Below are 20,620 nucleotides of genomic sequence, written 5' to 3'. Positions count from 1 at the left end.
ACTGACGCTAAAGACTGTCAATTCAAATTGACATCAATCCTCGCCGGTAAAGTCGGCCAGATTGTAGCGGCGCAGTTTGATATAGAGGCTCTGCCGGCTCAACCCGAGCATCTCGGCCGCCGATGCGCGATTGTTGCCCGTCAGGCGAAGCGCGGATTCGATGCACATCTTCTCAATAATGTCGGACGTGTCCCGAACGAGATCCTTGAGCGGGACGCGCCCAACCAGATCCGCGAATTGCTCCACCTGATAAGGGAGCCCGCCCTCGCCGGCGGTGCGCACGGCATCTGCGGCGACAGCGGCAACTTCTCGGATCGAGAACCCGAACGTGCCGCCACCCTCGTCGATCTGCCCCGCCGACAATTCGACATCATGTCGGCCGCCGAAGCCATCGCGCAAAATCGTCTGGAACCGGCTGACGACACGGTGCTCGCGCAGATTGGATAGGATGATCTGTACGTCCACGCCGGTCGCCCCGAGCCAGTTGTCGAGCGACTTGCCGACGACCCGCTCCGGGCTGAGGACACGGATGAGATCGAGAAAAGCCGGGTTCGCCTCCAGCACCACGCCCTGCCGATCGGTAACCACATGGCCATCGGGCAAACCGCTGAAGAAATCCCTGCCATGGGCTTCCCCCGACATCGGGCTTCCGCTCGGCTTGATACGGATCAGAAGCTCCACCGCCCCGGCAAGACGGAATGGGATAATCGAGAGACTGAGAGCGCCGATACCGTCGGCGGCGTTGACAACGATCTGTTCTGCGACGCCACGCGCGCGCACGTCGGCCAGCGTCGCCGCCAGTTCCGCAGGCTCGCTGGCAGCAAAAAGCTGGACGGAGGACATGCCGATGAGCTTTGCAACCGGACGCCCGAAAAGGCGGCCGGCAGCCTCATTGGCATCGATGATGCGCAGGCTCGTGCCGTCGAGCGCAACCAGTCCTTCATCTTCGGCCTGAAACAGCACCCGATACCGTGCTTCCGCATCGCGCAGCCGGCGATAGTCCCGCTCCATCTCGATCTGCGCCGCCACCAGCCGCTGCTGCATCTGGGCCACACCGCGCAGGTCGGAGCCGAGGGCGAGATGGATCTTCTGATCCGGAAAGCTCAAAAGCGCATAGGACACCGGCAGATCGGGAAAACCGGAAGCCGGGTGATTGACCTGCCGCGCCCGCGTGCGCGGACTGTGCGCCGCATCGGCAAGCAGCGCCTCGACCTTCTCAAGGCTCTCGACCGTCACGGTCTCCGCAAAAAGTCGACCGACCCACGACTCCGGGCGATATTTCGACAGGTCGCGGTCGCGGTAGGCGACGTCGATGACGGTTCCGTCGGCGTTCAAGACGAGCGTGATGTCGGATGCGGTCTGGGCGATGGCCACGATGGCAGCCGGGCCGAGATCACCCAGCAAAGATTGCTGGCTCGCAAAGGAGCGACTGAACTCGTCGGCAGGTTGATGGTCCATCAAGGCCGTCCAATTCCTTTACCTACCGCGCCAAAGCTTGCTCCCGCCCCGCATGCGAACCCAATCGCAGCTGTGCAAGGAAAACTGCCGTGTCGGGATCTGTCGCCAAGAAGTCGGCACCGACACAAGCGGCGTACTCAGGGCAACTGACGAACGCATTACCTCCGACGAGGAATAAAACGTCACGGGTCTTATCCCTGTTACGAACGCTCCCGATAAACAATGTCAACCTGTCGAGCAAGCATTGGGCCGAGAGAGACAGCCCCACGAGGTCGTATCTGTGCATAACCAGCGCCGACATGAGTTCGGCCTCATCGGCGCCGGTGCGCAGATCGACCGCGTATCCTGCGCGTTCGAACGCCAGTGCCACGTAATGAAGGCCGAAATCATGCGTTTCGCCCGGCGCTGCCGAAAGCAGGATCGAGCGGGCGCCGATTTTTGGGGCTTGATGGTTCTGCCGAGCTTCCTGCGCCAGAAGACGCTTCAACCGCGAGACGGCAACCGTCACATCGAGAAATGACCAGACGTCGCTCGACCAATAAGCGCCCGCAAGGCGTGCGGCCGGTGAAAATACAGCATCTTGAATGGTTTGCCGTGGCTGCAACCGATCGCGCAGGATGTCGACCGAACGCTCGCATGCCCAGAAGCCAGGCGCTCGCAGCGTCTCGGTAAAGGCCGCGATCATCACCTCATCGATCGGAAGCAACGGTGCAAACGGACGTTTCGCGCCGATTTGCCGCAGGTAATCGGCAGACCGACCGTTCGGTCTGACTGCATGAATGCGATGTGCAGTATCGCTCATGGGCCACCTCGCTCGACGACCCCATCGCCATGACTGGTGTTGATCGGGCACCAAAGAAAGGCGTCGAAGGAATGGTCGATCCGGCGCCAAGGGTATCTTCAATGTCAGCTGAGCATGACCCAATTGCACGACATTGTAAATCCAGATGTACGTCATGTTTAGTTGACACATGCCTCCGTGCGGCAGTACTCTCCTTTCAACAGCTGCAGTTCAGTGCAGCAGGAGGCAAGGCGCATGGCGGGATCGAGTACCAGGCAGTGCGTAGCGCTTTACACCGCTGAAGAGCGCGCCCGCCGGGACCAGACCGTTTGGACGCTGGTTCAGGGGATCCTCGCGCCAATCCAGTTCCTCGCCTTCATCATCTCCGCCATTCTGATTGCGCGCTATCTCCTGAGTGGCGACGGTGCGATGGCTGCGCACGCATCCATCGTCGTCAAAACGCTGCTTCTCTACGCGATCATGATCACCGGCTCGATCTGGGAGAAGGTCGTGTTCGGTCGCTACCTCTTCGCTCCCGCCTTCTTCTGGGAGGACGTGTTCTCCATGGTGGTGCTGGCGCTCCACACGGCCTATCTCGCCGCACTGCTGTCAGGCGCGTTGGACACCACGCAGCTGCTCTGGTTGGCGCTGGCTGCCTATTTCACCTACGTCGTCAACGCGACCCAGTTCATCGTGAAGCTGCGGCAGGCGCGGCTTTCGCGCAGCGACGACCCGACCGGTGCCCCCTTTGCAGAAGGCGCTGCGTCATGACGACCGTGCTCGACCGGACATCCTCACCCACGACGCCTTCGACGCCGCTTGCGCCTCTGTTGCGCGAACGTGGCCAGCGCGAGGTTTTCTGTGGCCTGACCTCCATCATCTGGCTGCACCGCAAGCTGCAGGATGCATTCTTCCTGATCGTTGGATCGCGGACATGCGCCCACCTCATGCAGTCCGCGGCCGGTGTGATGATCTTCGCGGAACCCCGTTTCGCGACCGCCATCATTGAAGACCGCGACCTTGCCGGCATGGCGGACCTGCACGACGAACTGGACCGCATCGTCGCCCGCGTCGTTGCAAGACGGCCGGAAATCCGGATGATCGTGCTCGTCGGCTCCTGCCCGTCGGAAGTGATCAAGCTCGATCTCTCCAAAGCGGCCGAACGACTGCAGGCCCGCGGCCAGCACGACGGGGTCCGCTTCCTCACCTATACCGGCAGCGGCATCGAGACGACTTTCACCGAGGGCGAAGACCGGTTCCTGGCAAGTCTCGTCGCGGCCCTGCCCGCGCAGGATCAGGACGCAAAGCCACGCCTCCTCGTCGCCGGCTCGCTCGCCGATGTGGTGGAAGATCAGTTCCGCCGCATCTTCACCGCGCTCGGTATCGAGCACGTCGATTTTCTGCCGATGCGCGAAAGCACGGCCATGCCGTCGGTCGGCCCCTCGACGACGGTGCTTTTGGCGCAGCCCTATCTCACCGAAACCGCCCGCCTTCTTCAGTCCCGCGGCTGCCAGTTGCTGCATCCCCTGTTTCCGCTCGGCGAAGAAGGCACGACCGCCTGGCTCCAGGCTGCGGCTGACGCTTTCGGCGTCGATCGCGGGCGCTTCGAAGCCATCACCCGGCCAGGACGTGATCGGGCCCGCATCGCGATGACGCGGGCGCGCTCCGAGCTTGAGGGCAAGAGCCTCTTCCTGTTCCCCGACTCCCAGTTGGAGCCAGCCCTGGCCCGCGTGCTGTCGCGCGAAGCCGGCATGATCCCGATCGAAGTCGGCACACCTTTCCTCAACCGGCAGCACCTGTCTGCCGAACTCGCCCTGCTGCCGAGCGATGTCACGCTCAGCGAAGGCCAGGATGTCGACCGCCAGCTCGATCGACTGCGTGATGCTGCGCCTGACCTTACCGTCTGCGGCATGGGCCTTGCCAATCCGCTCGAGGCGGAAGGGTTCGCGACCAAATGGTCGATCGAACTCGTCTTCACCCCCATCCAGGGCTATGACCAGGCCGGCGATCTCGCCGAGCTGTTCATGCGCCCCTTGCGCCGTCGCGCGCTTCTTCAGACCGGGAGAGCGTGATGCAGCTTGCGATGTGGACATATGAAGGCCCACCCCATGTCGGCGCGATGCGGATCGCAACCGCCATGCGCGGGCTTCATTACGTGCTGCATGCACCGCAGGGCGACACCTACGCCGATCTGCTGTTCACGATGATCGAGCGCGACGCCAAGCGTCCGCCGGTCACCTACACCACCTTCCAGGCGCGCGATCTTGGCGCCGACACCGCAGCGATCTTTAAGACCGCCTGCGCGCAAGCAGCGGCCCGCTTCCAGCCCGACGCAATGATCGTCGGGGCCTCCTGCACGGCAGAGCTGCTGCAGGACGATCCGGGCGGGCTTGCCGCAGCGCTTGGCCTTTCCATTCCCGTCGTGCCGCTCGAGCTGCCCTCCTACCAGAAGAAGGAAAACTGGGGCGCTGCCGAAACCTTCTATCGCCTGGTCCGCAGCTTTGCCGCCGGCCCGACGCCTGAAGGCCGCAATCTGGCCAGCTGCAACATCTTAGGTCCTACGGCGCTCGGCTTTCGCCACCGCGACGACATTGAGGAAATCCGCCGGCTGCTGGTCTCGATCGGCGTGACGGTCAATGTCGTGGCACCGCTCGGCGCATCCGTGCATGATCTCGCCCGGCTCCCGCAGGCTGCCTTCAACGTCGTGCTCTATCCCGAGATTGCCGCGACGACCGCCAATTTCCTGAAAGAGCGCCACGGCCAGCCCTTCACCAAGACCGTGCCGATCGGCAGCGGCGCGTGCCGCGATTTCGTCGCAGAGGTGGCTCAACTGGCCGGTCTCGACGTTGATGCTGCGCTCGCCACCGTCCAGTCGCGGGCACCATGGTACGCCGCCTCGATCGACAGCAACTACCTGACCGGCAAGCGTGTCTTCATCTTCGGCGATGCGACCCACGCCATCGCCGCCGCTCGAATCGCGCGCGACGAGCTCGGCTTCAACGTTTGCGGTCTCGGCACCTACACGCGCGAATTTGCCCGCGACGTTCGTGCAGCCGCAAAGGCTTACGGTCTCGAAGCGCTGATCACCGACGACCACCTGGAAGTCGAGGATGCGATCATTGCGGCCCAGCCGGAACTCGTGCTCGGCACCCAGATGGAACGTCATGTCGCCAAACGGCTGCAGATTCCCTGCGCGGTCATCTCGGCACCGGTTCACGTGCAGGATTTCCCCGCGCGCTATTCGCCGCAGATGGGACCTGAAGGCGCGAACGTCATTTTCGACAGCTGGGTCCACCCGCTGATGATGGGCCTCGAGGAACATCTCCTCGGCATGTTCCGCAACGACTTCGAATTTCATGACGGCGCGAACCCTTCGCACCTTGCTCCCGCAAGCCAGAAATCTGTCGAGCCGGAAGCACCGCAACCCCAAGCCTCGAGCGCTGCCAACTGGGCCCAGGACGCTGAAAGCGAACTGAAAAAGATCCCCTTCTTCGTGCGCGGCAAAGCCCGCCGCAACACAGAACGTTTCGCCGCAGACCACGGTCTGTCCACCATCACAATCGAGACGCTCTACGATGCAAAAGCGCATTACAGCCGGTGAGACGACACCCATCGCGGTGACCCCAATCACCGTGACCATCGTGACGCTCGACAGTCACATGGCGAGCGCGGTCGAGCGTGCGGGGAGGCTTCTTGCGCCGGAACTTCCCGGGCTTCGTCTGACGCTGCATTCCATGGCCGAATGGGGCGACGATCCGCTCGCTGCCGATCGTTGTCGCGACGACATCGCATCCGCCGACATCGTCATCGCCAACATGATCTTCATGGAAGAACACATCCGCACAGTCATGCCGTGGCTGAAGGCGCGGCGAGATGCATGCGACGCCATCATCGGCTGCCTCTCGGCCGGTGAAGTGGTGAAGATCACGCGGCTCGGCGATTTCGCCATGAACAACCCGACCGGTGGCATCATCGGCCTGCTCAAGCGCTTGCGGGGCGCCGCCAAGCCAGGCCAGCAGGCGGGCCGCCAACAGGTGCGCATGCTGAAGCAGCTGCCGCGCATCCTGCGCTTCATACCGGGCAAGGCGCAGGACCTGCGCGCCTACTTCCTCACGCTGCAGTATATGCTCGCCGGTTCGGACGAGAACATCGCCAACATGGTCCGCTACCTCGTCGGCCGATACGCATCGGGCAATCGCGTCGCCCTGCGCGCCGTCGTCGACGCCAAGGCGCCGAACGAATATCCCGAGATCGGTGTCTACCACCCGGATCTGGCAACCCGTGTCAGCGATCGCGCCGAGGCGTTGCCACGCAAGGCCGCTGCCAGTGGCACCGTTGGCCTCATCATCATGCGATCCTACGTGCTCGCTGGAAACACGGCCCATTATGACGCTGTCATCCGGGCGATGGAAGCGCGCGGCCTGAACGTCGTGCCCGCCTTTGCGGCGGGTCTCGATGCCGGCCAGGCCGTCGAGCGCTTTTTCCTGCGCGATAACCGCGCCACCGTCGATGCCGTCGTCTCGCTCACCGGTTTCTCGCTGATCGGCGGCCCGGCCTATAATGACTCCAGCGCCGCCGAAGCGCTTCTCGCGCGCCTCGACGTCCCCTACCTCTCGGCGTGCGCCATCGAATTCCAAGGTCTGGAACAATGGCACCGCTCAGGCGAGGGCCTGACCCCCGTCGAGACCACCATGATGGTCGCCCTTCCGGAAATAGACGGAGCCGGCGGCCACATGGTCTATGGCGGCCGCGCCGGTTCCGCCGGCGGGCGCGATATGCAGCCGGAACCTGAACGCGTCGCGATGCTGGCCGCGAGGGTCGAGCGGCTCGTTCGCCTGCGCCGTTCCGCGCGTGCCGATCGCAAGGTGGCGATCGTTCTTTTCAATTTCCCGCCGAATGCCGGCGCGACCGGGACCGCCGCTTATCTGTCGGTCTTCCGCTCCCTGTTCAACACGCTGAAGCGCATGCAGGCGGAAGGCTACGACGTCGCCCTTCCTGAAAATGCGGATGCGTTGCGCGTCGCTCTCTTGGAGGGCAACGCCGCCCGCTTCGGAACGCCGGCGAACGTCACCGCCCGCGTTTCGGCTGAAGACCATGTGCGTCGCGAGCCTCACCTGGAAGAAATCGAGCGGCAATGGGGCCCCGCTCCCGGTCGCGATCTGAGCGATGGCCAGAACATCCAGATTCTCGGCGAGCGGTTCGGCAATGTCCTCGTCGCCATCCAGCCCGGTTTTGGCTACGAGGGCGACCCGATGCGGCTGCTCTTCGAACGCAGCTTCGCCCCCACCCATGCCTTCTCGGCCTTCTACCGCTATCTGCGCGAGGATTTTGCCGCGCATGCCATCCTGCATTTCGGCACGCACGGCGCACTGGAATTCATGCCTGGCAAGCAGGCAGGGCTCTCTGGCGATTGCTGGCCGGACCGGCTCATCGGCAGTGCGCCGAACATCTATTTCTATGCCGCGAACAATCCGTCGGAAGGCACGCTCGCCAAGCGTCGCTCCGGTGCGACGCTCGTCAGCTACCTGACCCCACCCGTGACCCAGGCCGGCCTCTACCGCGGCATGGTCGACCTGAAATCGGCGATCGACCGCTGGCGTGCCGCGCCCCCTGCCGCGCACCGCGAAAGAGTTGCCTTGGCCGCGCTGATCCGCACGCAGGCGGCCGCTCTCGATCTCATCAAGGAGAACGCCGTCTTCGACGGTGCCGGCAGCGACGAAATCGCCGTTCTGATGACCGACCTTGCAGAGCTGGAAGCGACGCTCATTCCACACGGCATGCATGTGGCCGGCGAGCCGATCACCGCATCCGAACGCGTCGATCTCCTCAAGGCGATCGCAGGGGCAGACCAACACACATCGCTGCCGCCCGAAGTGATCGACATGATCGCCGATAGCAAGGATCCAACACTCGCCCTCAAGGAACACGGCATCGCGCCCACCGGCGCGGAACTGGTTCTGGCCGAACGCCTGTCCACGGCAAACCGGCATCTTTCGACGGACAGCGAACTCTCCGGCCTAATCGCGGCACTCGATGCCCGCTTCATCCGCCCGGTTGCCGGAGGCGATATCGTTCGCACACCCGAGATCCTGCCGACCGGCCGCAACATCCACGGGTTCGACCCCTTCCGCCTGCCGAGCGCGTTCGCTTGCGCCGATGGCCGCGCGCAGGCCGACCGGCTGTTGGAACGCCATCTCGCCGACACAGGCCGACTGCCGGAATCCATCGCGCTCGTTCTCTGGGGCACCGACAACATCAAGAGCGAAGGCGGCCCGATCGGCCAGGCACTTGCTTTGATCGGCGCAGCGCCCCGCTTCGATGGCTATGGCCGGCTTGCAGGGGCCGATCTCATCCCGCTCGATCAGCTCGGTCGGCCTCGTATCGACGTGGTCATGACGTTGTCGGGCATCTTCCGCGACCTGCTTCCGCTTCAGACCAAGCTTCTGGCAGAAGCATGCCAATTGGCTGCCGCCGCGGATGAACCGCTCGACAGGAATTTCGTCCGCAAGCATGCCACCCGCTACGCGGAGCAATCCGGCTGCACGCTCGAAACAGCCGCATTGCGGGTGTTCTCAAACGCCGCCGGCACCTATGGCTCCAACGTCAATCAGCTGATCGACAGCGGCGCATGGGACGGCGAGGACGAACTGGCCGAAGCCTATCAGCGCCGCAAATGCTTCGCCTACGGCGTGGACGGCAAACCCGTCCGCCAGGCGGAACTTCTCGGCGATATTCTTTCCGGTGTCGATGCCGCCTATCAGAACCTGGAATCGGTGGAACTCGGCGTCACGACGGTCGACCACTATTTCGATACGCTCGGCGGCATCAGCCGCGCAGTGAAGCGTGCGAGCGGTTCCGATGTGCCGGTCTATGTCGGTGACCAAACGCGCGGCACCGGCAAGGTGCGCACGCTCGCCGAACAGGTTGCGATCGAGACCCGCACGCGCACGTTGAACCCGAAGTTCTACGAAGCGCTGCTCGATCACGGCTACGAGGGCGTGCGCCAGATCGAAAGCCACGTCACCAATACGCTTGGCTGGTCGGCCACCACCGGCCAGGTCGCGCCCTGGATCTATCAGAACATCACAGAGACATTCGTGCTGGACGAAACCATGCGCCGTCGCATGGCCGAGCTCAACCCGCAGGCTTCCGCGCGTCTCGCCGGTCGCCTGATCGAGGCCCATGAGCGCCGCTATTGGCACCCAGACGCCGAAACACTCGACGCCTTGCTAGAGGCGAACGACGAACTCGAGGACCGTCTCGAAGGCATATCAGTGGAGGCCGCAGCATGAACGTCTATACAAGACCAGACCTCAAGGGCCGCGGGGACGGTGAAGGCAGCGTCCAGGTTCATCTCGATCCCGATCTGAAGATCGAGACGGCGAAAGTCTTCGCCATCTATGGCAAGGGCGGCATCGGCAAGTCGACGACATCGTCGAACCTGTCGGTGGCGTTTTCGCTGCTAGGCAAGCGCGTTCTGCAGATCGGCTGCGACCCCAAGCACGATTCCACCTTCACCCTGACAAAATCCCTGATCCCGACCGTCATCGACATCCTCGAAGAGGTGGATTTCCACACCGAGGAGCTGCGACCGGAGGATTTCGTCTTCGAAGGCTACAACGGTGTGCGCTGCATCGAAGCAGGCGGACCGCCGGCCGGCACGGGCTGCGGCGGCTATGTCGTCGGCCAAACCGTGAAGCTCCTAAAAGAGCATCACCTTCTGGAAAACACCGACATCGTCATCTTCGACGTTCTCGGCGACGTGGTCTGCGGTGGTTTCGCATCGCCCCTGCAACATGCGGAGCGCGCGCTTGTCGTGGCTGCCAACGACTTCGATTCCATCTTCGCGATGAACCGCATCATCGCGGCCATCAAGGCGAAGTCCAAGAACTACAATGTGCGCCTGGGCGGTGTTATCGCCAACCGGTCCCATGCGACCGACGAGATCGATCGCTTCAACCAGGCCGTTGGCCTGAAGCGCCTCGCCCATATTCCGGATCTCGATGCCGTAAGAAGGTCGCGACTGAAGAAGTCGACCCTGTTCGAAATGGACTCCTCGCCGGAAGTCGACCGTGCACGCGCCGAATACATGGCGCTCGCCCGCACGCTGCTCGCCGGCAACGAAGTGTTTGATGCCCAGCCGATGAAGGACCGCGACATCTTCGAATTCCTGGGATTCGAATGATGGAGAGCAGCACCTACCGATCGAGGCGCGACGAAGTCCGCACCTATTTCGACAGCACCGCGCTCGATGCCTGGAAGCGCTTTGCCGGGGGCTCGCCACTCGGCCGCATCCGCGACAGCGTGCGCGAGGGCCGCAGCCAGATGCGGGAGACGATCCTGTCGCGCCTTCCCTCCGACTTGCAGGGCTGGCGCATCCTCGATGCCGGATGCGGCACCGGCGCGATCAGCGTCGCGTTGGCGCGGCGCGGCGCCTGCGTGGTCGGCGTCGACCTCTCGCCCGAAACGATCGCCTACGCGCAGGAAAACCTGCCGGCCGATTGCCGCGACGGCGCAATCGAGTTCCGCCATGGCGACATGCTTGATGGCGAGCTCGGTCCGTTCGACGCCGTCGTGGCGATGGATTCGCTCATCCACTACAGCACACCGGATGCCGTGGAGGTGCTCGCGCGTCTCGGTGCCCGCACGCGTCACACACTGCTTTTCACCTATGTACCGCGCACGCCGCTCCTGGCCGCGATGCACCTGACCGGCCGGCTTTTCCCGAAGCGCAGCCGGGCACCTTCCGTGACGCCGACATCGCCGGCTGCCATCGCGGCGCAGATCGCGGAGTCTCCCGCACTGATCGACTGGCAGGCCTATGATCGCAGCCGCGTCAGCCACGGCTTCTACACCTCCGAACTTTTGGAGTTGATGCGGCGATGAGCACTGCGCGCAGCCACAAGACGGGATTGGCGTTGCTCTGGCGCTCGGTTGGGACACGCTTCCTGCCGTTCGCCGATGCCGCGAGCCCCGGGCTGCCGCTTGCACGACTGCTCCGCCTTTCGCTCTTCCAGGTCTCCGTCGGCATGGCCATGGTGCTCCTGACCGGCACCTTGAACCGCGTCATGATCGTCGAGCTCAACGTTCCGGCCGCACTGGTCGCGCTCATGGTGGCGCTGCCGATCGTCGCCGCCCCGCTGCGTGCGCTGATCGGCCATCGCTCGGATACCTACCGCTCCTATCTGGGCTGGCGCCGGGTTCCCTTCATCTGGATGGGCACGCTGCTTCAGTTCGGCGGCTTGGCCATCATGCCGTTCGCGCTCCTCCTGCTCTCGGGCGATGGCCATTATGGTCCCCTCGGCGGGCAGATCGGCGCAGCGCTTGCGTTCCTGTTGGTCGGCGCCGGCATGCACATAACACAGACCGCCGGGCTGGCACTCGCCTGCGATCTTGCAGAACCGAAGAATCGCCCGCGCGTCGTCGCCCTGCTCTACGTTTTCCTCTTGGTCGGGATGCTCGTGTCCGCGATCGTCTTCTCGACACTGCTGGCCGACTACACGCATCTGCGGCTCATCCAGGTCGTGCAGGGCGCCGCGATGGTCACGATGGCGCTGAACATCATCGCGCTCTGGAAGCAGGAAGGCCGCGATCCCGCACGCACCCGCCACGACCGTCCCCGGCCGGCCTTTGCCGAAGCCTGGGCCTCTTTCATGGCGTCGGGACGCTCCGGGCGCCTTCTCGCCGCGCTGGCACTCGGAACAGCGGCGTTCTCCATGCAGGATGTGCTGCTCGAGCCCTATGGTGGCCAGGTCCTCGCCTTGACGGTCGGCGCGACGACGATGCTGACGGCCATTCTCGCAACCGGCACGCTGGTCGGCCTCACCATCGCCGCGCGGCTCTTGTCGTCAGGTTTCAACGCGTATCGCCTGTCGGCCATCGGCGCGCTGGTGGGTGTTCCGGCCTTCTCGCTCGTCATCATCGCGGCACCGCTGGAATCGGCCCTGATCTTCCGTCTTGGCACGGCCTTGATTGGGCTCGGCGGCGGGCTTTTCGCGGTAAGCATGCTCACCGCTGCAATGGATTTGTCCGACGATGGCGACAGCGGCATGGCGCTTGGCGCTTGGGGCGCGGTGCAGGCCACCTCCATGGGGCTCGGTATCGCGGCCGGCGGACTGATCCGCGACGGCGTCACGCACCTTGCCGCTCAGGGCTCGGTCTTCGACCAGGTCTCGGCCGGCTACGGCGTCGTCTACCACATCGAAATTGGACTGCTCTTCGCCACGCTCATCGCGATCGGCCCCCTCGCCCGGTATCCGGGCCCGCAGGTCGGCGCAGCGCGTGAACGCTTCGGCATGATGGAATTCCCCAACTAGCTCGGGGACGGAGGAAGGACACGGCAATGGAAATCGGCGCAATCACAGGCTATATCGACGTTGCCCAGCTGGCGCTTTACGCCTTCTGGCTCTTCTTCGCCGGCCTCATCTTTTACATCCGCCGCGAAGACCGCCGCGAGGGCTATCCGCTCGAGCGCGACCCCGGCGGGCAGCTTCACCGCCCCAACGAACTGCTGATGGCGGAGCCGAAGACCTTCCTGCGGCCACACGGCGCCGGCACCTACACTGTGCCGAATGACAAGCGCGACCGCCGGCCGATCGCCGCGATGCGCGTCGCCCCATGGCCGGGCGCACCGATGACGCCGACGGGCAATCCGCTCATCGACGGGGTCGGTCCCGCCGCTTGGGCTGAGCGCGACGATCGTCCCGACATGACCTATGACGGCCGCCTGCGCATTGTGCCGTGGTCGAGCGACACCCATTTCGGCATCGCCAACGGCGACTTCGATCCCCGCGGCTTGCCGGTTTTCGCCGTCGACCGCCGCCGGGTCGCGACCGTCACCGATATCTGGGTCGATCGGGCTGAGCACATGGTCCGCTATCTCGAAGTCGAACTGGGCGACGGACGCCACGTTCTCGTTCCGCACAACCTTGCACGCATCAAGAAGACGCAGGTCGACGTCAAGTCGCTGACCTCCGCGCAATTCGCCGACGTGCCGGGTTTGGCCGCGATGGATCGGATCACTCTGCTCGAGGAAGATCGCATCATGGCCTATTTCGCCGGCGGCCACCTCTACGCGACACCAGAACGTTCGGAGCCCCTGATATGAGCGCTCTCTCCCATGACGATTTCGCCTTCGAGCACGCCCCTGGCCTGCCCGAAGCCCTGCCCCAGGACGAAGCCCTTCTCTGGCAGGGCTCACCGGACTGGCGCGCCCTTGCAGCGGATGCCTTCCACCTGCGCGCCGTGGCGATCTATTTCGCACTGCTGCTGATCTGGCGCTTTGCGACGGCTCTCTATGATGGTCTCGGCGTCATGGCCGCCCTGATGCATGCTGCCTGGATGGTGCCTGTGGCGCTCGCCGGCCTCGGCATCCTGCTCGGCCTTGGCTATGCCTACGCCCGCACCACGATCTATACGCTGACCAGCAAGCGCCTGCTGATCCGCTCGGGTCTCGCCCTGCCCGTCACGCTCAACATTCCCTTCGCACGCATCGAAAGTGCTTCTGTCCGAAAGCTGACGAAATCAGGCGCGGGTAATGTCGCATTGAAGGTCGCGCGTCCGGATCGGATCGCCTGGCTCCTTCTCTGGCCGCATGTGCGCCCTCTGTCGCTGCGCGATCCCGAGCCGATGCTGCGCGCCGTTCCAGGTGCGGATATCGTGGCGCAGAAAGTTGCCCGTGCGCTGGCGGCTGAAGCTGGCCATGTTCAACCGCGCTTCACCGTGGTCTCGAGCGATCAGCGGCCGGCCCACCAGGCACCGCAGCCCGCGACGGTTAGAGGATAAGCTGATGACCCAGGCAAACCCCGCTCCGCAGCGCATCTACGCCAGCCCGCTGGCCTGGATGGTTGGCGTTATGGTGCTTTCGATCGGCTTTGCCGCGGTCGGCGGTTTCGGACTGGGCGCGATCGATCAATCATCCCATGTGGTCGCAACGGCACAACTGTCGTTTTCAGATCGCCGAGATGGCGCGGTCGATGTGATCGATGCCCGCACCGGCCACGTGCTGCAGCGAGTTCAGCCCGGCGAGGGCGGCTTCCTGCGTGCCACGATGCGTGGGCTCGCCAATGAGCGCAAGCGTCGGGAAATCTCCGACGACATCCCCTTCTCGCTCCAGCGCACGGAAGAGGGTCATGTGCTTCTTTCAGATCCGGCGACCGGCCGGCTCGTTGCACTGGATGCCTTTGGCCAAACCAACCGAGCCGCCTTCGAGCGCTTCCTGGATGACCGGGAAATCGCCGCGGCGCTGCCGAACGATTCCCAGGGAGAACGACCATGATGATGGAGAAGATCACGCTCACACGGACGCGTATCGACCTGCCCTGCCGGATCGAGGTGTCCCACACGTTCGAGAGTCTGCACGCGCATATGGAACTGGCCGGTGACGTCGAGATCGAGCCGGGCGACAGCGTGCATGTCCACGGTCCGGAGATCGCTGTGCCCTACGGCGAAACCGCCGTCTTCAACCGCATGGCGACCGTCACCAAGGCATCCGCACCCGAAAAGCTTTGGGTCCGCATGACCGGCGACTTCGAATTCATGGAACTTCTGGAATTCAGCTTCTCGTCAGGAGAACGGCTATGACCATCGAAACACTCTCCCTTCAATCGCGCGACACGACGGGAATGGCGACCGAGACCACCATGCTCTCGCCGCGCTTCTACACGACCGATTTCGCCGAGCTCGACCGCACCAATGTCGAGCCCGTGCGCCGCGAGTGGGATGCCCTCATCGCCGAAATGGAAGCCGATCCGAACAAGGGCCATTTCAAGCGCGACGAAAACTGGGACCGGATCGATTTCGATGCGCTGCCGGAAGGCCTACGCAACGAGTTCGTGGACTTTCTGGTCTCGTCGCTGACGGCCGAGTTTTCCGGCTGTGTTCTCTATAAGGAGATGAAGAAACGCGGTCAGAATCCAGACATCGTCAAGCTGTTCGGCCTGATGAGCCGCGACGAGGCCCGCCATGCGGGGTTCATCAACGACGCGCTCAAAGAGTTCGGCATTGGCGTCAATCTCGGCTTCCTGACCAAGGCGAAGAAATACACTTTCTTCCGGCCGAAATTCATTTTCTACGCCACGTACCTGTCTGAAAAGATCGGCTACGCGCGTTACATCACCATCTACCGGCATCTCGAACGCCACCCGGAGCGCCGCTTCCACCCGATCTTCAAATGGTTCGAGAAGTGGTGCAACGACGAGTTCCGGCACGGTGAAGCCTTCGCTTTGCTGATGCGGGCCAATCCCGATTATCTGGCCGGCACCAACAAGCTCTGGGTGCGCTTCTTCCTGCTCGCCGTCTTCGCAACGATGTATGTCCGCGACCAGGCACGGCCGGAGTTCCACAAGGCGCTCGGCATCGACCCGGTCGAATACGACTACCGCGTCTTCCACCTGACGAGCGAGATCACGCGCCAGGTGTTCCCGCTGGTGCTCGATATCGACAATCCGAAATTCGCGCGCGGCCTGGAGAAGCTCAGCGTCATCAACGCCAAGCTGAACGATCTCAACGGCAAGCAGGGCGTCGCGGCAAAGGCCTCGCGCGCCATGCTGATCGCGCGTGCTGGGACGATATTCGTTCGCCTTTACGCTTTGCCGGTGAAGGAAAATGCACTGCCGGAGGCAAGTCGCCTCCAGCCGGTCTGGTAAGCCAAAAGCTGTGAGCGCCTATCTCGCACCCATCGCCTACGCCCTGTTCCTCTGGTGGTTCGCCACCGGAGCGATCCTTTTCCTGGATGGGCTCCCCCGGCGCACATACGGTTTCAGTATGGCCGGGGCGACGGTGATGCTGGTTGCGGGTCTCGTCGGTCTCGCCTGGACCGGCACGCAGGATAGCGTGTCGGCAGTCTACGGCGCTTTCACCAGTGCCCTGGCCGTGTGGGCGTTCATCGAGATGAGCTTCCTGATGGGCTTCGTGACGGGGACCCGCACCCGGCCATGCCACGCCCATTGCAGCGGGCTGGCCCATATGGGGCACGCCATCGGCGCGATCATCTGGCACGAGCTTCTGATCGTCGCGGCGGCGGCAGTCATCGCATTGCTGACCTGGGGCGCGGAAAACCAGGTCGGCTTCTGGACCTTCATGATCCTTTGGGGCATGCGCGCCAGTGCCAAGCTCAATCTACATTTCGGCGTGCGCAATCTCGGCGAAAGCCTGCTGCCGCCGCACCTCGCCTATCTGAAAAGCTTTCTACGCAAGCGTTCGATGAACGCTTTCTTCCCGGTTTCGATCACCATCTCGACAATCATCGCGACAGCGATGGGCCTTGCCCTCGTCGAAGCAACCGATGCCGCGCAGATCGCCGGCACGATGCTGCTTCTGACGCTTCTGGTCCTGGCCATTGTCGAGCACTGGTTCCTCGTCCTGCCGCTGCCGGTGGACGCGATCTGGAACTGGAGCCGTTCTGGAGTCGGTGCGACGCAACTGGGCGCGAAGGCGCCTGTCGCACCCGTTAAAATTCATGTCGAGTAGGGGAGGGAAAACGCGATGATGGATTTCGAAAATTTCTTTGCAGGCCAATTGGAGGACCTCCGCAAAGAAGGCAACTACCGCGTCTTCGCCGACATCGAACGACAGAACGGTGCATTCCCGAAGGCAGTCCGCCATGTGGAAGGCAAAACCCACACGGTAACCGTCTGGTGCTCGAACGACTATCTCGGCATGGGCCAGCATCCGAAGGTGGTGGCCGCCATGAAGGAAGCGATCGACCGCTGCGGCGCAGGCGCCGGCGGTACCCGCAACATCTCGGGCACCAACCACTATCATGTCCTGCTCGAGCAGGAGCTCGCTGACTTGCACGGCAAGGAATCAGCGCTCCTCTTCACCTCGGGCTATGTCTCGAATTGGGCGGCACTCGGCACGCTCGCCTCGAAGATCCCCGGCTGCATCGTCTTTTCCGATGCGTTGAACCACGCCTCCATGATCGAAGGCATCCGCCACTCCAAGGCAGAACGCGTCATCTGGAAGCACAACGATGTCGCCGACCTGCGCGCCAAGCTCCAGGCAGCCGATCCGAAGGCGCCGAAGCTGATCGCGTTCGAAAGCGTCTACTCGATGGATGGCGACATCGCGCCCATCAAGGAGATCTGTGATGTCGCCGACGAGTTCGGCGCCATGACCTATCTCGACGAAGTCCACGGCGTCGGCCTTTACGGACCACGCGGCGGCGGCATCGCCGAACGCGAAGGCCTGATGCACCGCCTGACGGTGATCGAAGGCACGCTCGGCAAGGCGTTCGGCGTGATGGGCGGCTATATCGCTGCCTCCACGGCGCTTTGCGACTTCGTGCGCTCCTTCGCCTCTGGCTTCATCTTCACCACCGCGCTGCCGCCGGCTCTTGCCGCAGGCGCGCTCGCCTCGATCCGCCATCTGAAGCAGAGCCAGATCGAGCGCATGCGTCACCAGGACCGTGTTGCTAAGTTTCGTCAGGGCCTCAACGCGATCGGCATTCCCTACATGCCGAACCCGAGCCACATCGTGCCGGTGATGGTAGGCGACCCCACAAAGTGTAAATGGCTGTCGGATCTGCTGCTCGACAATTACGGCATCTACGTTCAGCCGATCAACTATCCGACGGTGCCGAAGAAGACGGAACGCTTGCGCATCACCCCATCCCCGGTGCATGACGACGGGGACATGGCCCAGATGCTGCATGCGCTGAGCGATCTCTGGTCACACTGCGCCCTGTCACGCGCAGTCGCCTGACGCCAAGACCGCCGCCGCCGAACAAGGGGAGAGCACATGCCTTTGCCGTTGATGCGCTCCCCGGATACGACCCGCTGCGGCGACGATCGCATCATTGCGGCGATCGACGATGACGGCGCTCTCTACCCGGTGGAGAAGCTTGATGCGCATCGGCGCGGCATCAAGCATCTGGCGATTTCGGCATTTGTCTTCAGTGGAAACCGCCTGCTCGTCCAGCGTCGTGCCGGCGGCAAGTATCACAGCCCCGGCCAGTGGGCGAACACCTGCTGTACGCATCCGGACTGGCAAGAAAACCCCTCCGCCTGCGCCACCCGCCGATTATGGGAGGAGCTCGGTCTGGACATCGATCTCGAGCCTCGCGCCGTGATCGAGTATCGGGCCGATGTCGGCCAGGGTTTGACGGAGCACGAGCGGGTCCACGTCTTCGAAGGTACTGTCGACGATCCCGAGACCGCAATCCCGTTCGATCCGACGGAAGTCGACAAGGTGCGCTGGGTCGAGATCGCAGAGCTTCAACGCGAAGCGCGGTTGAACCCGGACAGCATCACACCCTGGTTCCGGATCTATCTCGAGCGTTGGTCTGAACTGGGATTGTCGCCCGCCTGAAAGTGACGGGCGACAGACGTCTTGGCGATCTTCAAGCAGCTGCAGCGAGGTGGCTGACGCGGCGAACTTCATCATCGGTCAACAGCCCCCCGGCACGAAGCAACGCTGCAAAGCGACCGCTCGATGCCGCGAGTTCGCCGAACGAACCCGCTTCGACGAGACGTCCCTTATCGAGGAACATCACGAAGTCCGCATCCTTCACCGTCGACAGGCGGTGCGCGATGATGAAGGTCGTTCTGTCACGGCGCAGTTCGTCGATCGCTTCCTTGACGCGCTGTTCCGTTTCGACGTCGAGCGCACTGGTCGCCTCGTCGAGAACGAGGATTGGCGCATCTTTCAGCACGGCCCGCGCGATGGCGATGCGCTGACGCTCGCCGCCCGAAAGCTGACCGCCACGCTCGCCGACCAGCGTCGCAAAGCCCTGCGCCTTGCCGTAGATGAAGTCGTCGGCCGCCGCAGCCTGAGCCGCACGAAGAACTTCGTCGTCACCCGCCTCCGAACGGCCGAGGCGGATGTTCTCCTCGATCGAACGGTTGAGAAGGCCGGCATCTTGGAAGACAGTGGCGATATTGTCGCGCAACGAACGACGCGTCACCGAGCGTACATCGACGCCGTCGATCAGAATTCGTCCTTCCACAGGTTCATTCACCCGCTGAAGCATGTTGATGAGCGTCGTTTTTCCGGCGCCCGTCGGACCGACGATCGCGACCGTCTTGCCGGCCGGAACCTCAAACGACAGATCGAAAATGCCATGGCCGGAATTCGGGAACGAGAACGAGACGTTCTCGAAGCGGACGTGGCCTTCGACGCGACCGATGTCACGGCCCTGCTCTGCCTCGTCCAGTGCCGGTGCGGCATCTTCCAGCGCGTAGAAATCGACAAGCTTGGCGCGCGCTTCGAAAACCTGGTTCACGAACTGCATGATCTGGTCGAGACGCCCGATGAGAAGATTGGCGAAACCCACGAAGGCCACGACGTCGCCAACGCGCAGCTCGCCAGCCGACACCAGCATCGCACCAATCAGCAAAATCACGATCATCGAAATGGTCGACGCCATACGATTCAGGCCGCTTGCGAGCGCCCACCAATCGAGAACCGGAAACTGAGCGTTGATCAACCGGGATGTGTGGATGCGCAGCTGGCGCACTTCGCTATCCATGCGATTGTAGCTCTGCAGCACCGAGACGTTGGAGATGCAATCGCTCACATGGCCGAAGACATCATGGTGGTAGCGCTCGACAGCCGCCTGCCCTTCCTTCGTACGCTTCATCACGAAGCGGCCGATCATGAAGTAGAGAATGCCCAGAACGAAGAGCACCATCGACAGACGCAGATCCATGGCCAACGCAGTCGGCACCAGCAACACGAGAGCGACGGCCGTCGTCAGGTGCGTCCGCATGAATTCGAGCCAGAGGCCGAAAAGCGTATCGACCGCGCGCAGCATGGTGTGAAGTGCGTTTGAGGTGCCTTTCTCGTGGTGCCACGACAGCGGCATGCGGATGACGCGCTCGAAGGAATCACCGAGCACCTGAACGCGACGCTGGTGAGCGAGGCGGTCGGCGCTGCGGGCGACGATGACGAAAGCGACGATGTTGAAAACGCCGAAGCCGGCCCACAGGCCGAGTGTCGGGAAGATGCCTTGCTTCTCGGCAATCGCGTCGATGACGCGGCCGAACAGGATGGGTTCGGCAATCGTTACCACTGCCAACACGATATTGGCTGCGCACACGAACAGAACGCCCGTACGCTGGTGCCCAAGGTAACGCAGGGCCCGCCAATAAATCTCAGTCAAAGACATCACACACTCCGAACGCGACTTTTGTGCGCCGCACCAATCGGCAGCAGCGTTATCGGGTAATTTAGGAAACACAATGGGATTTCAGAGGGATGGTTGCGCCAGCGTCCGCAACATTTTCGCTTTCACTGTAACATGCCGTGAAGGCTACTTCGCAGATGCAAAAAATTTACTCAGATGCATCGCATTCCATCTTGCCCGGATTCCATATCTGGGATGCCAAACAGTTTTGGCAAGGTAATCGCCGCATGAACATCGAAGTATAAAACAGAAAAATT

General features: G+C 63.1%; 18 protein-coding genes. 15 read left to right on the top strand and 3 right to left on the bottom strand.

Annotated features, from left to right (window positions below; genetic code table 11):
- Window positions 1-33: 33 nt before the first annotated feature.
- Both ppsR and GC125_RS04260 read right to left on the bottom strand, forming a co-directional pair.
- A complete protein-coding gene (gene ppsR / locus GC125_RS04265) occupies window positions 34-1,458 on the bottom strand; it encodes a transcriptional regulator PpsR (RefSeq protein ID WP_151984190.1) in 1,425 nt (474 codons plus the stop codon).
- Between the two features lie 22 nt (window positions 1,459-1,480).
- Window positions 1,481-2,260: a cobalamin B12-binding domain-containing protein gene (locus tag GC125_RS04260; RefSeq protein ID WP_199864437.1), complete on the bottom strand. Its 780-nt coding sequence runs from the start codon at window positions 2,258-2,260 to the stop codon at window positions 1,481-1,483.
- A gap of 234 nt (window positions 2,261-2,494) precedes the next feature.
- Here GC125_RS04260 and bchF point away from each other — a divergent pair, with 234 nt between their 5' ends.
- From bchF to GC125_RS04185, 15 genes are read left to right on the top strand one after another with little or no spacing between them, the layout of a single operon-like run.
- Window positions 2,495-3,010, top strand: coding sequence for a 2-vinyl bacteriochlorophyllide hydratase (gene bchF / locus GC125_RS04255; protein ID WP_151984188.1), 516 nt, complete (start codon window positions 2,495-2,497; stop codon window positions 3,008-3,010).
- Complete coding sequence (locus GC125_RS04250; protein WP_151984187.1) at window positions 3,007-4,311, top strand: ferredoxin:protochlorophyllide reductase (ATP-dependent) subunit N; 1,305 nt, start codon at window positions 3,007-3,009, stop codon at window positions 4,309-4,311. Before bchF ends, GC125_RS04250 begins: the two co-directional genes overlap by 4 nt.
- The gene (gene bchB, locus GC125_RS04245; protein ID WP_151984186.1) at window positions 4,311-5,840 is read left to right on the top strand and encodes a ferredoxin:protochlorophyllide reductase (ATP-dependent) subunit B; all 1,530 of its coding nucleotides are present in this window, start codon (window positions 4,311-4,313) and stop codon (window positions 5,838-5,840) included. The genes GC125_RS04250 and bchB overlap by 1 nt, the downstream gene beginning before the upstream one ends.
- On the top strand, window positions 5,815-9,531 hold the full coding sequence (locus tag GC125_RS04240) for a magnesium chelatase subunit H (protein ID WP_151984185.1): 3,717 nt from the start codon (window positions 5,815-5,817) through the stop codon (window positions 9,529-9,531). The genes bchB and GC125_RS04240 overlap by 26 nt, the downstream gene beginning before the upstream one ends.
- Entirely contained in the window at window positions 9,528-10,424 is an 897-nt protein-coding gene (bchL, locus tag GC125_RS04235) for a ferredoxin:protochlorophyllide reductase (ATP-dependent) iron-sulfur ATP-binding protein (protein WP_151984184.1), read from the top strand. The genes GC125_RS04240 and bchL overlap by 4 nt, the downstream gene beginning before the upstream one ends.
- Window positions 10,424-11,125: a magnesium protoporphyrin IX methyltransferase gene (gene bchM / locus GC125_RS04230; RefSeq protein ID WP_151987545.1), complete on the top strand. Its 702-nt coding sequence runs from the start codon at window positions 10,424-10,426 to the stop codon at window positions 11,123-11,125. The genes bchL and bchM overlap by 1 nt, the downstream gene beginning before the upstream one ends.
- Window positions 11,122-12,555, top strand: coding sequence for a BCD family MFS transporter (locus GC125_RS04225; protein WP_151984183.1), 1,434 nt, complete (start codon window positions 11,122-11,124; stop codon window positions 12,553-12,555). Before bchM ends, GC125_RS04225 begins: the two co-directional genes overlap by 4 nt.
- 26 nt (window positions 12,556-12,581) lie before the next feature.
- Window positions 12,582-13,346: a photosynthetic reaction center subunit H gene (gene puhA, locus GC125_RS04220; RefSeq protein WP_151984182.1), complete on the top strand. Its 765-nt coding sequence runs from the start codon at window positions 12,582-12,584 to the stop codon at window positions 13,344-13,346.
- Window positions 13,343-14,023 carry a photosynthetic complex putative assembly protein PuhB gene (puhB, locus tag GC125_RS04215; RefSeq protein WP_151984181.1) on the top strand — a complete coding sequence of 227 codons (681 nt, stop codon included), beginning with the start codon at window positions 13,343-13,345 and terminating at the stop codon, window positions 14,021-14,023. Before puhA ends, puhB begins: the two co-directional genes overlap by 4 nt.
- A gap of 4 nt (window positions 14,024-14,027) precedes the next feature.
- Complete coding sequence (gene puhC / locus GC125_RS04210; protein WP_199864436.1) at window positions 14,028-14,516, top strand: photosynthetic complex assembly protein PuhC; 489 nt, start codon at window positions 14,028-14,030, stop codon at window positions 14,514-14,516.
- A complete protein-coding gene (locus tag GC125_RS04205; RefSeq protein WP_353617037.1) occupies window positions 14,513-14,821 on the top strand; it encodes an O2-dependent cyclase accessory protein in 309 nt (102 codons plus the stop codon). Before puhC ends, GC125_RS04205 begins: the two co-directional genes overlap by 4 nt.
- Window positions 14,818-15,885, top strand: coding sequence for a magnesium-protoporphyrin IX monomethyl ester (oxidative) cyclase (gene acsF / locus GC125_RS04200; protein ID WP_151984179.1), 1,068 nt, complete (start codon window positions 14,818-14,820; stop codon window positions 15,883-15,885). Before GC125_RS04205 ends, acsF begins: the two co-directional genes overlap by 4 nt.
- A gap of 10 nt (window positions 15,886-15,895) precedes the next feature.
- Window positions 15,896-16,708, top strand: coding sequence for a putative photosynthetic complex assembly protein PuhE (gene puhE / locus GC125_RS04195; protein ID WP_199864435.1), 813 nt, complete (start codon window positions 15,896-15,898; stop codon window positions 16,706-16,708).
- 18 nt (window positions 16,709-16,726) lie between these two features.
- Window positions 16,727-17,941 carry a 5-aminolevulinate synthase gene (gene hemA / locus GC125_RS04190; RefSeq protein ID WP_151987541.1) on the top strand — a complete coding sequence of 405 codons (1,215 nt, stop codon included), beginning with the start codon at window positions 16,727-16,729 and terminating at the stop codon, window positions 17,939-17,941.
- A gap of 36 nt (window positions 17,942-17,977) precedes the next feature.
- Window positions 17,978-18,547 (top strand): isopentenyl-diphosphate Delta-isomerase, encoded by a 570-nt coding sequence (locus tag GC125_RS04185; protein WP_286165360.1) that lies wholly within the window; start codon window positions 17,978-17,980, stop codon window positions 18,545-18,547.
- A 31-nt stretch (window positions 18,548-18,578) separates the two neighbouring features.
- Here GC125_RS04185 and GC125_RS04180 read toward each other — a convergent pair whose 3' ends face one another.
- Window positions 18,579-20,345, bottom strand: coding sequence for a glucan ABC transporter ATP-binding protein/ permease (locus GC125_RS04180; RefSeq protein ID WP_151984177.1), 1,767 nt, complete (start codon window positions 20,343-20,345; stop codon window positions 18,579-18,581).
- Window positions 20,346-20,620: the final 275 nt, after the last annotated feature.

It is taken from the genome of Rhizobium sp. EC-SD404, from assembly GCF_902498825.1.
Classification (GTDB): domain Bacteria; phylum Pseudomonadota; class Alphaproteobacteria; order Rhizobiales; family Rhizobiaceae; genus Georhizobium.
This window is presented reverse-complemented; position numbering and strand designations above follow the sequence as displayed.

What these genes read in the sequence shown, in the direction of transcription:
- ppsR (WP_151984190.1), bottom strand. Translation starts at nt 1,458, where the DNA reads ATGGACCATCAACCTGCCGACGAGTTCAGTCGCTCCTTTGCGAGCCAG.
- GC125_RS04260 (WP_199864437.1), bottom strand. Translation starts at nt 2,260, where the DNA reads ATGAGCGATACTGCACATCGCATTCATGCAGTCAGACCGAACGGTCGG.
- bchF (WP_151984188.1), top strand. Translation starts at nt 2,495, where the DNA reads ATGGCGGGATCGAGTACCAGGCAGTGCGTAGCGCTTTACACCGCTGAA.
- GC125_RS04250 (WP_151984187.1), top strand. Translation starts at nt 3,007, where the DNA reads ATGACGACCGTGCTCGACCGGACATCCTCACCCACGACGCCTTCGACG.
- bchB (WP_151984186.1), top strand. Translation starts at nt 4,311, where the DNA reads ATGCAGCTTGCGATGTGGACATATGAAGGCCCACCCCATGTCGGCGCG.
- GC125_RS04240 (WP_151984185.1), top strand. Translation starts at nt 5,815, where the DNA reads ATGCAAAAGCGCATTACAGCCGGTGAGACGACACCCATCGCGGTGACC.
- bchL (WP_151984184.1), top strand. Translation starts at nt 9,528, where the DNA reads ATGAACGTCTATACAAGACCAGACCTCAAGGGCCGCGGGGACGGTGAA.
- bchM (WP_151987545.1), top strand. Translation starts at nt 10,424, where the DNA reads ATGGAGAGCAGCACCTACCGATCGAGGCGCGACGAAGTCCGCACCTAT.
- GC125_RS04225 (WP_151984183.1), top strand. Translation starts at nt 11,122, where the DNA reads ATGAGCACTGCGCGCAGCCACAAGACGGGATTGGCGTTGCTCTGGCGC.
- puhA (WP_151984182.1), top strand. Translation starts at nt 12,582, where the DNA reads ATGGAAATCGGCGCAATCACAGGCTATATCGACGTTGCCCAGCTGGCG.
- puhB (WP_151984181.1), top strand. Translation starts at nt 13,343, where the DNA reads ATGAGCGCTCTCTCCCATGACGATTTCGCCTTCGAGCACGCCCCTGGC.
- puhC (WP_199864436.1), top strand. Translation starts at nt 14,028, where the DNA reads ATGACCCAGGCAAACCCCGCTCCGCAGCGCATCTACGCCAGCCCGCTG.
- GC125_RS04205 (WP_353617037.1), top strand. Translation starts at nt 14,513, where the DNA reads ATGATGATGGAGAAGATCACGCTCACACGGACGCGTATCGACCTGCCC.
- acsF (WP_151984179.1), top strand. Translation starts at nt 14,818, where the DNA reads ATGACCATCGAAACACTCTCCCTTCAATCGCGCGACACGACGGGAATG.
- hemA (WP_151987541.1), top strand. Translation starts at nt 16,727, where the DNA reads ATGGATTTCGAAAATTTCTTTGCAGGCCAATTGGAGGACCTCCGCAAA.
- GC125_RS04185 (WP_286165360.1), top strand. Translation starts at nt 17,978, where the DNA reads ATGCCTTTGCCGTTGATGCGCTCCCCGGATACGACCCGCTGCGGCGAC.
- GC125_RS04180 (WP_151984177.1), bottom strand. Translation starts at nt 20,345, where the DNA reads ATGTCTTTGACTGAGATTTATTGGCGGGCCCTGCGTTACCTTGGGCAC.